Origin of the sequence: Pseudanabaena sp. UWO310 (assembly GCF_006861605.1) — a bacterium.
Lineage (GTDB): Bacteria > Cyanobacteriota > Cyanobacteriia > Pseudanabaenales > Pseudanabaenaceae > Pseudanabaena.
This window is the reverse complement of the sequence record NZ_SELU01000036.1, coordinates 1-12,557: the sequence shown is the minus strand read 5'-3', so window position 1 is coordinate 12,557 and position 12,557 is coordinate 1. Positions and strand designations below refer to the sequence as shown.

Here is a 12,557-nt window from a genome sequence, read left to right as displayed (position 1 = left end):
ATTTAAGTGGCTAGCAATAGACAAGGGGCTTAAGCCCCTTGTCTATTAAATTAGTAGATATTTTAGTTGCGATGAGTCCATTGTTGATAAGCAAACCGTAGCACACTATCTAGGGCATAGCCAATCAGTCCAATAATTAAGATCACAGCAACTAGTTCGGAATAGGATAGGCGATCACGAGTATCAAGAATGTAATAGCCCAAACCTGCACTCACTCCTAGCATTTCGGCAGGAACCAGCACCAGCCAGATAATCCCGATCGCTAAACGTACTCCTGTTAACAAATGGGGGATAATTGCAGGAATAATGATCTGTGTCAGGGTTTCCCATCTTGTCGCACAGAGACTTTGAGACAGGAGCAACCAGCGCTGATTGACGGCAAGTACACCTGCGGAAGCATTTAAAACTAAAGGCCATACCGCCGCGATCGATAGCAGGAAATATACAGGCAGATCGCCAATGCCTAAAACCATCACCGCTACAGGCATCCAAGACAATGGCGAGATCATCCGAATGAATTGGAATAGGGCGGAAGTGGTTTCTTCTAAGGGACGGGACACACCCACTAAGATTCCTAACGGTACGCCAACAGCGATCGCTACAGCTAAGCCCACAAATACTCGCCGCAGACTGGTAAGAATATGGGGAATGATTGTTCCTTTGCTGAATAACTGGACTAAAGCGGCAAAGGTGCGTTCGGGGGAGAAATCAGCGAGGGTCGGATCGCTATGCCAAAGGGGAGTTGTCCATAGCCACCAGACTAAGGAGGCGATCGCTAAACCCAAGAGCGGCAAGGGTAATTTAACCCGCAATGCAGGTTTTGTAAGTTGAATTGTGGATGTCATAGGTAGAAAAAAGGAGGAGAATCTAGGAACCTTGCAGAGATTATCTAGATCCCCCTCAATCCCCCTTGTAAAGGGGGAAGAAGAAAATTCTCCCCGCCTTTACAAGGGGGGCTGGGGGGGATCTCTTAGGGCTTTTGAAAACTGAAAGAAATTCTTAAATAGTAAATAGTTTCTAAATAGAAATAGTTTCTAAACGCGAGAAATCTTCCTTTAAACCGAAGGCTTTTAAGCCGCCGACCTGTTGCAGCACATTTTTGACGAAGGAATCATCGACTAATTCCTTGGCAACTTCCTTGGGATCGAGGTTTTGCAAAAAGGCGATATCTCCTTCCACTTGCGTATCCTTTAACAAGCGTACTAATTCTTCCGTATAGGATGGGAAGGGATAGGGCTGGAAATCGATGCGACTGTTCTGCCAATCGGGATGTTTAATTGCGCCTTGTTTGCCATAGACTTCTTTGTCGTAGTAGGTAAGGGTACGCTTGAGCGCGGGCAATGGATGGGGCGTATATTTACCAGTTCCTTCCTTCGATAAAATCTGGGCGGTTTCTTCACGATTATCCCGAATCCAGAGTTGTGCTTTGACGATTGCATTGACTACTTTTTGCGACCATTCTTTCTTTTGGGTCGTGTCCTCTTCATGAAAAGCCACTACGCAGCAAGCATGATCTTGCCATACATCCCCCGTAAATCGCAGGATTTTACCAGTCTTGAGATTTTCGGCAGCAGCATTAAATGGCTCAGCGACGATATAGCCGCCAATGGACTTATTCGCTAGAGCCGATACCATATCCGAAGGCGGCAGTACTACGAGATTTACTTCATCTTCAGCGATCGCCGCATCCTGTGCTTTGCGAGTAATTTTCAATCCTTCCTTTTTGAGTATCTGTTGCAATACCACGTTATGAATAGAATACCAAAAGGGAACGGCGATAGTACGTCCACCTAAATTCTTGACGGTTTCGATTTCTGGTAAGACGGTTAGCGCCGAACCATTGGTATGATTCCAAGCTACGACTTTGGTGGGGAATTTACGTCCATAACGGAGGGATATGGGAATTGGTGATAACACATGAATCACATTCACCTGACGGGCGAGAAATGCTTCCACTACTTGCGCCCAAGAACGGAAGAGGCGAGGTTGCTCGACCGTTAAACCTTCGGCTTCATAGAGTTTACGCGCATGGGCAATCAGTAAAGGCGAAGCATCGGTAATTGGTAAATAGCCAATCTTGACGGGTTGATCGCTTCCGCTAGCACTGACAGGACTAGCAGAAACTTTGCTAGAAGTGGGTGTGGAAGCGGTGGGAGTGGGGTTAGACTGACAGCCACTGGTGGCTAGGGTGACACCTAAGGAAGTAGAGAATAAACCTGTCAGTTTCAAGAAGTCGCGCCGACTCATACCGCAGCAATCGCAAATGTTATTCCAAGTCATCGTTAAATCTCCTATGAAAGTTACAAATATGGACTACCCATTACTGTGGATAGGGATTCTAAAATCTCGAAGCGAATTTCTGAAAGAAGATGCGCTTGCTGCACACGGGGCTTTGGTTGAATAATCGACCATTCCCGATGGATCTGGTGACGCGCCATCAATAACACGCGATCGCCTACTAAAAGCGCTTCATCAATATCATGGGTGACCATTAGCACCGTTGTTTGTTGTTGAGAAATGATGGATAGCAGCAAATTCTGCATATCGAGGCGGGTAATCGCATCAAGGGCGCTGAAGGGTTCATCGAGCAGCAATAATTGAGGACGACGGGCGAGGGTTCTGGCTAAGGAAACCCGCTGCGCCATCCCGCCTGAAAGTTGATGGGGATAGCTCCGCTCAAAACCTTGCAAACCAACTTGAGCGATCGCTTCGGAAATACGGTTCCTTAGCTCAGGTTTCGTCATTTTTGGCATCTGCTTCAGCTTTAGCCCAAAGGCAATATTCTGAGCCACATTCAACCAAGGCAGGAGACAAGGATCTTGGAAAACTATGCCCACTTGCGGATGGCTGCTATTTAAGCGATCACCTTGCAAGTAAATTTCACCGCGATCGGCTGGCTGTAAACCTGCGATCGCTGCTAGCAGAGATGACTTGCCGCAACCACTGGCTCCCAGTAAACAGACCACCTCACCCAATCCCACATTTAAGCTAATATCAGCAAAAGCAGTTAAGGAGCCGCGCCGCGTCTGATATTGCTTATGCAAATTTTGTACTGAGAGAAGCGGCAGATCGGAACCTGTTAAATTTCCATTACTCAATGTTCCATTACTTAATGATGCGGTAAAAGCATTACTCATAGGGCATCTCCAGCAATTTGCCAGCAACTTGTAAATTTCCCTGCTCCAAACGATGCAACATCTTTTTGAGTTGTTTAATTGCAGGGGTGACAATCGCCACAAAATAAGCTTCCCGTAATCGTCTCGCAGGACGCGAACCATGCAGATATGCCCTCGCTCCCGCATGGAGCATGGCAGCATTAGCCGCTTTGAGGGATAATTCTGAACCTGCGATTCTGAGCTTGATGACTTCTCTTAATAAATCAGGGGTAATCTGGACATCGGGCTGACTTAGTTCATCTGCTAAAGCATAGGTCTGACGACGAGCGATCGCTAATTTGGCAGCAAGATCCTCGGCTTGATCGTCGAGAAAAACATTCACATGACCTAATCGCGATTGATAGCGCTCAATGGTATTGATGCAGTCAGCGATTAAACCTAAGCCCATACCTACTTGTGTCAAAATAAAGGCTGGGCGAATTCTATTTACATATTCTTCACAAGGTGCTGCCAAAATCCATTCATCGGGAATAAACACATCGTGGAAATGACAGCTAAATGTACCACTGCCTTCTAAAGCAATGAAGTGGGCATTCTGCCGCAGGGTTAATCCTGCAAATTGATCGGAGGCGATCGCCATTAAATAATCATCGCGATTGGCTAACTTCGCGGCAATGCCAAAGGGATGCCCAGAGCCAATATTAGAAACCCAAGGCAATAGCCCATTGAGAACATAACCACCCGATTTTCGTTCTGCTGTCAGGGCAATTTTCTCAATATCTGCAAAGTGCTTCATCGGATTGGATAGCCCTGTACCACCCAATATTTCTCCCTTCGCTACTTTCGGTAGAATTTGAGTCTGCAAATAGGAATTATTGCTGTTTTGCATATACCAAGTACAGGCAATCTGACACCAAGCCATAAATCCTGTACAGAGGCATTCTGCGGAAATAGCCTCGATGACTTGAATTGCTGATTTCAATCCATGCCCTGTTCCTCCAAACTTGGTCGAAACAGCCTGCCCAAATCCTTGCAACGCGCCGACATGGTGCATAAACTCGCGAGGATATAATCCTTCTTGATCGATACGCTGTACCAATGGAGCAAGTTCTTGGGTGATGATTGCTTGCAGTTCCGTAAGCAAAGGACTGGGGGCTATGTTTTCGGAAAAGCTGGGTGGACTGGAAACCTTTTCAAACGCTAGCGGTAAAGTAGCCTGCATAGGTCAAATATTTGGAGAAGAATTTGGGATGAAATATGGCGATCGACAGCAAGTTCTTGGCTGCAAGTTCTTAATAGTAAGTTCTATTCAGCTAGAGCTACATCAAGATTGACGGGATTACGGAGTGTGTTGGCAACTGGCGACCAGAGATTAGAATGGGCAACCAAATCTTCTAATTCAGCACGACTGGCATTCCCTTCCAGAATCACCTTGGCGCGGATATCGGTGAATCCCAAGCGCTTTTCGCTAAGATCGCCAATGCCCCAAACTCCCGTGATATTAATATCGCCTTCGAGTTCCAATTCCAATTTGGTGAGAGTAATTCCCCGCACGATCGCATTGGCATGAATTCCCACTGACAAACAAGATCCTAGCGCGGCTAGAACTGCTTCTGATGGATTAGGGGCAGTATCTTGACCAAGTAAACTAGGTGGTTCATCGATTACATGTTCGGGCAAGTCGCGCACATAGGTTAAATTGCGAAATTGACCTTCACAAACGGTTTTAACCTTGATCGATTTAATGACATTTGGGTTCGCTTTAGCATTTGCTGCCAAATTTTCTAATCCCGTTTTGCTGACTGGGCGTAGGGCGTTTTGAGTGATAGTTAATGTTTCAGTCATAAATTTTAAGTGATATTTAAATAGAACAATCTATCTAGTTTGAAAGAAATTAAAAAACTAATCTAATTACTGTCAGCCCAAAACCCTTGTAAATAATGGGTCTTTTAATAAAACTACGGTAAGTCGATTGGCTTATGAGGTTTAAGCTAACATGGATTTTAGAAAAGATCAACCAGCAAGTTTTTTTAATTTCCAGAAGTGTGACTACACTTCTGGAAATTGGTATAAAAAGTAAGGAAGTGGAGCAGTTCCCTACTTTTTGGCTCGATGACTAAACTCCTGATGTTTGTCCACCATCAACTAGAATTTCTGTACCTGTAATCGAAGCAGCTAAATCTGATACTAGGAATAAAGCTAAGTTCGCAATATCCTCTGGTTGGGCGATGCGACCTAAAGGAATTGACTTCACAGCTTGCGCTCGATATTCTTCAACGGAAATATTAGCGAGTTTGGCGTGCTGTTCCGCGAGATCCTTGGCACGATCGGTTTCCGTTAATCCGGGGGAGATGGCATTGATGCGGATATTATGCTGAGCTAGTTCCTTAGAAATGCCACGGGTGAAGTTGAGCAAAGCCGCATTAGTTGTGCCACCAGGAAGAAAATTTGGACGAGCCGTCCGACCTGCTCCGCCGATGATATTGACGATCCGACCATCACGGCGCTTAATCTGATCGGGAATCACGGCTCTCACAAGGCGGATATATCCCAGTAATTTGAGATTCCATGCATCTAGAAAGACATCATCACCAATGTCTAGCAAATTTCCTGCCTTTGCAGAACCTGCATTGTTAATCAAGATATCGATTTGCCCAAAGGTTTCGAGCGTAGTGGCAACGACTTTATCCACACCTTCGGCTAGGCTGATGTCAGCAGCGATCGCAATGACTTTATTGCCAGCATCAGAAAGTGCGCTAATTTCCTGAACCGCTTTGTCTAACTTTTCGGGATTACGGGCGGCGATCGCCACATTCACACCTTCTTTAAATAGTCCCTTTGCCGTCGCTAATCCGATACCTGCACTACCGCCAGTAACGATCGCCGTTTTACCAGTGAGATGTAATTCTAAACTCATTTTTCCTTTCTCTTTTTTATACCAATTCACTGAAATGAGCCAACACTTCAGTGAATTAAAAAACAACCCCAGTAAAGTTTTGAGATTTCCAAAATGGCGTTGCCATTTTGGAAATTGGTATTACTTGGCAGCAGGAGCAGGTTCACCAAGAGCTTTTGCAAAACGCTCTAAATAGAACTCTTGGGAATTAGCAACTGCTTTGATTGATTCGCGATCGCGGAGAGCTGTCCACCATTTTTGAATTCGAGGAGTTTCGGCGGGAAGTTCAAATTTGCGGAAATGTTCGATGACTGGTAAACGCTCAAACCAAGGATAGAAGCTGATATCAACTAAGCTCAACTGCTCACCAAAGAAGTAATCTCCATCCCCTGAGAATTTACCAAAACCTTCTTGCTCAATGTACAGTAAGGCTTCAATAAATTCTCTCCGTCCTTGCTCTTGCTCTTCTACGGTTTTACCGCGCAATAGCTTCACAAAGGCAGGGGCAAAGCGAGAATTTGCATAGTCAATCCAAATTCTCGCGATCGCCTTTTGACCAGCATCTTTAGGTAATAGAGCAGGTTCGGGGAATACTTCTTCTAAATATTCATTGATGATTGCCGATTCATAAATCTCAAATCCGTTATGGACAATAGCAGGGACTTTACCATAGCGAGAAACCTTGAGGAATTCGGCGGATTTATTCTGGAAATCAACGTCAGTTGAGGTGAATTCGATACCTTTTTCTAAGAGAACTACGCGAGTGCGCTGAGCAAAGGTAGAAGCTTTGGCGAAATAAAGGTGTAAAGCAGTCATAGAAGATTTTTAGCGTATGGTAAATGTTATGCAAATATACTACGGTTTGTTTGTCGAATTACCGTAGATTTGATGTAATGATTATTACATATAACTTTTCTGTGATGATGTCTCCTGAATAACAAAGATTTATTTGAATAAAAAAGATATTTTGTATCGATTTGATATTGCTAATGAATTATTCCGAAAACTCTATTATCATTATCAATTAGACAACACATGGGAGTATTGCTAAAGGCAAAGCACTGTATCTTATCCTTGAAGGTGAAGTTAAAGTCTTCTGTACACCCATATTTCAAACTTAGCAGTGGACGATTGTTCTAGATCTAGGGAACCATAGCGCTCGATGCAAAAAATTTCCAATTCAGCGATCGCCTGTTCAAAGATCTCTTCAGATATGCGCCAACAGCATCCATAGGATTGTAATGTAAAGAAACTCAATAGTGCGATCGCCGATCTTGTAGGTTGGGTTGTGTTCCTTAATTAATGTAACGCACCTAACCTTTATTCTGGCGATTGTGGAGCAAGCCGTTTGGGGATAAATCTAATACACTTTTCTTCTATTTGAATACTTTCAAGTTTGCTGACAATTTTATCAATCTCATCTAATCCGTTGGTATAAAAAATGTCACGAAATATCCGCGAACCATTCCATTTCTCACTTATTCCAAAAAAGATTTTCCTGTCGTTCTGAGAAATACGAGTTAAAGATCCATTCAGTTCTCCATCTTCTATTGAGATTTTAATTGAATTGATCGTAATCATATATCCCTTATATAGCGTAGGATCAGGGTAAGTTAAATCTTTCAGAGTGATGGAATTGCTTTCTAAGGTATAGTGTCTATATGTTTTGCTTTTAGGAGCCATAGCTTTAAAGCCTTGACCTTTATCAGCCAAAGAATTTAACTCATATTCACTTAATGTAAGTTCATTAGTCTGATTATTCTCTAATAAAGATTCCATAAAATCTTTCACCTTGTTCTGAATTTGTTGAAGCTCCTCTTCTTCGCAAACTGTGAATGGGAAAGAGAGAACCTCACTTGGAATAATAAAATTCACCGTTCTGTAAAGGTGCAAAAAAAGTGGAACAAACAGCGTGAATCCTAGAACAAGAAAGAATAAAGTAAAAACCAAAGGATTTGTCTTAAATAACGAGGAAAATTCGGTGATTAGCATCAAAATACTATAGTTGTAGATTATGTAAGAGAGTTAGAGTCTATTTTTATTTAGGAAGAAAATCGGGATCTAAAGGTGGGATTCAGGGAACTGGTGTCGCAAAGCCAACACTCCCTACCATTTTAGATGTGATTGCACTTCTGGCAATTTTTGACGAAACTGATTGAGCATTTCTTGAGAAACATTAATTCCTGTCACCGCATAGCCACGCTTGACAGTGGTAAAACATTCACGCCAGTACCAACTCCTACTTCCAAAAAAGAAGTGTCAGGATTTGACTCAACTAAATTCACCATAAAATCGGCGATCTCTGTAGTAACTGATTCTGTTAACCAGAGCATTTGGTCGTAGTTCTGAGCAATGCGATCGTAATAATTAAATTTTGCCATTTATCATAGCCAAGCGCGTTGGTATTGAACAGGATAGTTGAAGTCCTTTGGCATTGATAAATCCTTGATTAACAATGATTATGGTTTAGGCGATCGCTTTGTTTTAGCTGACTTTGGTAGTTGAGCTTTTTTTGCTGAAAATTTTTGAAGCTTTTGGACTTCTTTGAGGCTTAGTCCTGTGAATTGGGCAACTAAATCCACAGAAATGTTGGAGCGAATCATGTTTATAGCGATTTGTCGTGCAGTTTCAGCTTTGCCCTTGGCTAAACCTTTTGCTTCACCTTCTAGCAATATTTCTTGATAAATTACTGATTCTTTCATGATTTCGCTCCTTAAAAGTCTTTGGATGATTTCTTTATTCAGGGCTATACCTGATATTATAGCGGTCGATGCGGCGATGTTGCCCTGTACTTGTTTATCGCTAATTTGTTCGATTTGCTGAGCAACTTGTCTTAAGGTTTCTTCGGGGTTATCGGTTTGTGAGAGGGTGGCAAAGGGTAGTAGTCCTTGGTATTGCTGAAATATTTCTGTGGGTTGTTCCCAAAGCCTGATGACGTTAAATTGATGGCTTAGTCCGCCAAGGTTAAATGTGGTTTTGTAAACAAGGTTTGATTCGCTGGGTGTGAGATAAATCACAACTTGATAGATGTCCCTGTCTGGAAATTGACGATGCAATCTCAATAGGTAATCGGTCATGCGGAAGGGGATATTTTTGTTTGGATCGGTCTGAAACTCTATATGGAGTATCATTCTTAATGATTTCAGAAATATAACTGAATCTGCCCGAATTGGTTGGACGGATAGTTCCGACGGTTCGAGTTTGGTAAAGGCAATGGGCTCCCCTAATAGCCAACTGGCAAAGTCGGTGGGGAAGGTTTCTGCTAAGAATTTACAAATGTTGTCGATCATTGCGGAATTTTATCATCCTCATAGGCAATTGAGAACGACTCAAGCCTTAGTTCAAAAGCTCTTAGAGCAGATTGCGAGCATCATTCCTATACCTGTATGAACATCTCTGGAGTAATTAGGATAGACTCCAAGTAGATTTATTTGCTGCGGGTCATTTCATGAGCGTATCCTACGCTATTACTCCGTCAAACTCACGTTAAATTTGGGTTTTAAAAATGTCAACAATTCATAATGCGATACATACTGGACAAATTCGAGAAGTTGAAATACTTATTGAAAGTGGTGTAGATATACACCATATAGGTGATTGGGCTAAAACTCCCCTAGAACATGCTGTTGAGGTTGGCAATATTGAAATTGTAAAAATCCTACTAGATGCAGGTGTAGATATGTATTGTGGAGTAGGAAGTACCCCATTTCAAGATGCAATAAGAATATTAAGAATAGATATAATGTCAGCTTTTATTGATGCAGGTATAGATCTTAATTACGAACTAGAAGATGGATTCACTTTTTTAATAAGCGCTATTCTTAGCGGTAACCTCAATATTGTAAAATTCTTAGTTGAGAAAGGTGCGGATATTAATGTTGTTAGAGCAGATGGGAAATGTGCATTAATGTGCGCTGCCATCTGGGGGGGATTGGATATATTTAATTATCTGTTTTCATTAAGTCCTCTAGAAGTTAGAAAGCAAGTAAAAAAAGAAATGGCTGATAATTTAATTGTTCCAGAGTCAATGAATAAGAAGTTGTCTGAAGAGATCTTATTCTAGTTACTCAACTCAATACTTTAGACAGTTTCAAAATCTTTCTGGAGTAATTAGGATAGATTCCAAGTAGATTTATTTGGTGTGTTGCATTTCATAAACGCACCCTACGCTACTTTATTTCATCAAAGACATTAAATTCTTCGTCAGGGGATAGTATGATATTTTTCATAAAGGGAGAACCACCGTAGGATCTGATTGATTTTACCGAAAGTTCAAGAATCTCAATAAGATAATCTGTAAAGCTAGGATATATTAATTTGAAGAAAGATTCATTGGAACTCTCTGAGTAACAATATATGGGTGGATTGTCTCCTTGAGAAACCTCAAAAAAATCGAACTCATACCCGTGGTGTGAAGTGAATATAAAAGCATCTTTTGGTAGCTCTTTAGGGAATTTGTTCTCTTCCAATAGTTCAAGAGCTAACTCTTGGTTGTCGAGAATATTTTTAAAAAAACAATCTTCACCTACAAGAAACCAAGCAGATTGATGTCCTCCCCAAAGGAGAAACTCTTTATACGCTAGAGGCAAAAAGAATCCGAGTGTTTTTTCAAGCTCAAGGACTTCATCTTTACTGCATGGGAATAAATCCATGTCATCCTCCTCAAATATTAATCCTGATTGGATTAATATTTTGCTTTCGTTAGCAAACTTATCTTTAAAAGTTTGTAGATATATACTATTTTCCATAATTTTTTTATTATAGTCCTCCATTACCCTACTTCAATAATGGTCGGCTAATGGGAGATAGATTCTGAAATGCCTATTTCATGCTAACAAAAAAAGCGCAAATATGTCGATCGCGCTTTAGATAACTAGTACCTACTTGTATGAATATCTCTGGAGTAATTAGGATAGATTCCAAGCAGATTTATTTAGTGCATTTCATTTCATGAATGCATCCTACACTACTATGGGTTCCCCTAACAGCCAACTGGCAAAGTCGGTGGGGAAGGTTTCCGCTAAGAATTTACAGATGTTGTCGATCATTGCGGAATTTTATCATTTCAAGGATGCTTGAGGTGACTTAATCGATAGTTCAGAGGATTGCTCACTAGTTTGAGAGAATAGCTGGCTTATTTGGATGGAGATCTCTGGAATAATAGGATGTATTTCAAATAGATTTATTTGGTGCGCTTCATTTCATGAACTCTTTCTATGTTAATATCTGCTCAATTAATTGTTGAAGAGATTTTCTGTTTCCATACTTGAACAATTCCATCGGTAAAAGATGTGATGATAGTTGAACCATCTTGACTTGTAACAATGTTGCGTAATTCACCAGTATGATTTTGAAGTTCACATAATCTGTCTCCTGTTTTTATATCCCAAATAATTACTTTCCCATGATAGCCTTTACTCAGAATGGTTGCACCATTTGGAGTAACTATAACAAGATCGGTAAAAGGAGCTTTATGGATTACTCGAATTTGTTCTCCCGTTGATAAATTCCAGACTCTAATTGAAGCAGTACAACCTGCAACAAGGAATTCAGCATTATTGTCTACAGAAATAATTCCTGCGGCAAAGCTATCAGGAAAAGTAACTTGTCTTTCTCCAGTGACAAAATCTAATATTTGCAAGCACTGATTTTGCCAACGTCTTGTAATAATTTTTGTAAAATTAGGTAAAATCACAGGATGCTTAACTCCAGACCCATAGCCAGATTGGAAGATTTTCTTCTTCTTTATTAAATCCCAAATTATCATAACCTCTTTGTATCCACCACCTTCTCCAATAAGATATTTGCTATCATGACTCACTCCAAGATGAGTAATAACAGATCGCGGAATCTTAAATTCTTTTACTTTTACTCCTGTGGTAACATCCCAAATTCTAATGTTGTCGTGAGATGTAACAAAAGTCTTGCCATTAGGAGTGAGCATAACTTCCAAAAGTGGCGCTGAGAAATTAGAAGGCGAGACTTCTATAATAATTTTTGATGTTGCGACATTTATAACCCTAGCAAATCCATCAGAGCAACCAACTGCAAGTAATTGACCACAACTAGATATGGCAATTGGACTAAGGTATCCTAGCTTGTCGCTAAGTGTATGAGAAAATATGTATTCTTTTGACATAATCAACCTTAAGTTTGGTAAAAGTCCAGTAGTATGCGTTAGCTTTAGCGTAACGTGCCATTACTGAGGTATTACAATTGGAGGACTAATATAGATCGATAAAAATATTGATTGGGAAAGATTTACAGACAGATCTTGTTAAATACTAGTATTAGCTTTTACAAGCATAACAACCAAGAAGCGATCGCCTTAATTATTACTAAAAAGCGATCGCCAATATAAATCTTGAGACTTAAGCGATCGCCTTTACAAATATGACAACCAACAAGCGATCGCCAATGGGAGCATCCCAATTAGGCACTAAGTATAAATACTTAAGGGAAAAGAGCTGTAAAATAGTAACAAATTAACCCGTCCAAGCAAATGACACCAGAAGAAAAAGGAAGACTTGAAGCCTGCACCAGAG

At 41.1% G+C, this 12,557-nt stretch carries 16 protein-coding genes; 2 read left to right on the top strand and 14 right to left on the bottom strand.

Annotation, left to right across the window (positions count from 1 at the left end):
- Positions 1-62: 62 nt before the first annotated feature.
- From PseudUWO310_RS13140 to PseudUWO310_RS13090, 11 genes are all read right to left on the bottom strand, one after another.
- Complete coding sequence (locus PseudUWO310_RS13140) at positions 63-845, bottom strand: ABC transporter permease (RefSeq protein WP_142601959.1); 783 nt, start codon at positions 843-845, stop codon at positions 63-65.
- Between the two features lie 172 nt (positions 846-1,017).
- Entirely contained in the window at positions 1,018-2,280 is a 1,263-nt protein-coding gene (locus PseudUWO310_RS13135; protein ID WP_142601957.1) for an ABC transporter substrate-binding protein, read from the bottom strand.
- Between the two features lie 20 nt (positions 2,281-2,300).
- Positions 2,301-3,137, bottom strand: a complete 837-nt coding sequence (locus PseudUWO310_RS13130; RefSeq protein WP_223805652.1) for an ABC transporter ATP-binding protein — start codon at positions 3,135-3,137, stop codon at positions 2,301-2,303.
- Complete coding sequence (locus PseudUWO310_RS13125) at positions 3,130-4,338, bottom strand: acyl-CoA dehydrogenase family protein (protein WP_142601955.1); 1,209 nt, start codon at positions 4,336-4,338, stop codon at positions 3,130-3,132. The genes PseudUWO310_RS13130 and PseudUWO310_RS13125 overlap by 8 nt, the downstream gene beginning before the upstream one ends.
- An 83-nt stretch (positions 4,339-4,421) precedes the next feature.
- Positions 4,422-4,961: an OsmC family protein gene (locus tag PseudUWO310_RS13120; RefSeq protein WP_142601953.1), complete on the bottom strand. Its 540-nt coding sequence runs from the start codon at positions 4,959-4,961 to the stop codon at positions 4,422-4,424.
- A 271-nt stretch (positions 4,962-5,232) separates the two neighbouring features.
- Positions 5,233-6,033, bottom strand: coding sequence for an SDR family oxidoreductase (locus PseudUWO310_RS13115; protein WP_142601951.1), 801 nt, complete (start codon positions 6,031-6,033; stop codon positions 5,233-5,235).
- A gap of 120 nt (positions 6,034-6,153) precedes the next feature.
- Positions 6,154-6,828 carry a glutathione S-transferase family protein gene (locus PseudUWO310_RS13110; protein WP_142601949.1) on the bottom strand — a complete coding sequence of 225 codons (675 nt, stop codon included), beginning with the start codon at positions 6,826-6,828 and terminating at the stop codon, positions 6,154-6,156.
- A gap of 270 nt (positions 6,829-7,098) precedes the next feature.
- Entirely contained in the window at positions 7,099-7,269 is a 171-nt protein-coding gene (locus PseudUWO310_RS13105) for a hypothetical protein (protein WP_190316016.1), read from the bottom strand.
- A gap of 63 nt (positions 7,270-7,332) precedes the next feature.
- Positions 7,333-7,887: a hypothetical protein gene (locus PseudUWO310_RS13100; RefSeq protein WP_142601947.1), complete on the bottom strand. Its 555-nt coding sequence runs from the start codon at positions 7,885-7,887 to the stop codon at positions 7,333-7,335.
- A 311-nt stretch (positions 7,888-8,198) separates the two neighbouring features.
- Positions 8,199-8,393 carry a hypothetical protein gene (locus PseudUWO310_RS13095; RefSeq protein WP_190316014.1) on the bottom strand — a complete coding sequence of 65 codons (195 nt, stop codon included), beginning with the start codon at positions 8,391-8,393 and terminating at the stop codon, positions 8,199-8,201.
- 78 nt (positions 8,394-8,471) lie between these two features.
- Entirely contained in the window at positions 8,472-9,302 is an 831-nt protein-coding gene (locus PseudUWO310_RS13090) for an Rpn family recombination-promoting nuclease/putative transposase (protein WP_142601945.1), read from the bottom strand.
- A 215-nt stretch (positions 9,303-9,517) separates the two neighbouring features.
- On the opposite strand from PseudUWO310_RS13090, the gene PseudUWO310_RS13085 reads away from it, so the two are divergent.
- Positions 9,518-10,075 (top strand): ankyrin repeat domain-containing protein, encoded by a 558-nt coding sequence (locus PseudUWO310_RS13085; protein WP_142601942.1) that lies wholly within the window; start codon positions 9,518-9,520, stop codon positions 10,073-10,075.
- A gap of 106 nt (positions 10,076-10,181) precedes the next feature.
- On the opposite strand, the gene PseudUWO310_RS13080 is transcribed toward PseudUWO310_RS13085, so the two are convergent.
- Positions 10,182-10,760, bottom strand: a complete 579-nt coding sequence (locus PseudUWO310_RS13080) for an SMI1/KNR4 family protein (RefSeq protein WP_190316013.1) — start codon at positions 10,758-10,760, stop codon at positions 10,182-10,184.
- 202 nt (positions 10,761-10,962) lie between these two features.
- Here PseudUWO310_RS13080 and PseudUWO310_RS23635 point away from each other — a divergent pair, with 202 nt between their 5' ends.
- Entirely contained in the window at positions 10,963-11,091 is a 129-nt protein-coding gene (locus PseudUWO310_RS23635; protein ID WP_263363439.1) for a hypothetical protein, read from the top strand.
- Between the two features lie 151 nt (positions 11,092-11,242).
- On the opposite strand, the gene PseudUWO310_RS13075 is transcribed toward PseudUWO310_RS23635, so the two are convergent.
- Positions 11,243-12,151, bottom strand: coding sequence for a WD40 repeat domain-containing protein (locus tag PseudUWO310_RS13075; protein WP_142601937.1), 909 nt, complete (start codon positions 12,149-12,151; stop codon positions 11,243-11,245).
- 158 nt (positions 12,152-12,309) lie between these two features.
- The gene (locus PseudUWO310_RS23630; RefSeq protein WP_263363438.1) at positions 12,310-12,444 is read right to left on the bottom strand and encodes a hypothetical protein; all 135 of its coding nucleotides are present in this window, start codon (positions 12,442-12,444) and stop codon (positions 12,310-12,312) included.
- Positions 12,445-12,557: the final 113 nt, after the last annotated feature.

Coding starts and splice junctions, on each gene's coding strand:
- PseudUWO310_RS13125 (WP_142601955.1), bottom strand. CDS start 4,338: ATGCAGGCTACTTTACCGCTAGCGTTTGAAAAGGTTTCCAGTCCACCC.
- PseudUWO310_RS23635 (WP_263363439.1), top strand. CDS start 10,963: ATGAATGCATCCTACACTACTATGGGTTCCCCTAACAGCCAACTGGCA.
- PseudUWO310_RS13120 (WP_142601953.1), bottom strand. CDS start 4,961: ATGACTGAAACATTAACTATCACTCAAAACGCCCTACGCCCAGTCAGC.
- PseudUWO310_RS13095 (WP_190316014.1), bottom strand. CDS start 8,393: ATGGCAAAATTTAATTATTACGATCGCATTGCTCAGAACTACGACCAA.
- PseudUWO310_RS13085 (WP_142601942.1), top strand. CDS start 9,518: ATGTCAACAATTCATAATGCGATACATACTGGACAAATTCGAGAAGTT.
- PseudUWO310_RS13135 (WP_142601957.1), bottom strand. CDS start 2,280: ATGACTTGGAATAACATTTGCGATTGCTGCGGTATGAGTCGGCGCGAC.
- PseudUWO310_RS13130 (WP_223805652.1), bottom strand. CDS start 3,137: ATGAGTAATGCTTTTACCGCATCATTAAGTAATGGAACATTGAGTAAT.
- PseudUWO310_RS13090 (WP_142601945.1), bottom strand. CDS start 9,302: ATGATCGACAACATTTGTAAATTCTTAGCAGAAACCTTCCCCACCGAC.
- PseudUWO310_RS13140 (WP_142601959.1), bottom strand. CDS start 845: ATGACATCCACAATTCAACTTACAAAACCTGCATTGCGGGTTAAATTA.
- PseudUWO310_RS13115 (WP_142601951.1), bottom strand. CDS start 6,033: ATGAGTTTAGAATTACATCTCACTGGTAAAACGGCGATCGTTACTGGC.
- PseudUWO310_RS13110 (WP_142601949.1), bottom strand. CDS start 6,828: ATGACTGCTTTACACCTTTATTTCGCCAAAGCTTCTACCTTTGCTCAG.
- PseudUWO310_RS13080 (WP_190316013.1), bottom strand. CDS start 10,760: ATGGAAAATAGTATATATCTACAAACTTTTAAAGATAAGTTTGCTAAC.
- PseudUWO310_RS13075 (WP_142601937.1), bottom strand. CDS start 12,151: ATGTCAAAAGAATACATATTTTCTCATACACTTAGCGACAAGCTAGGA.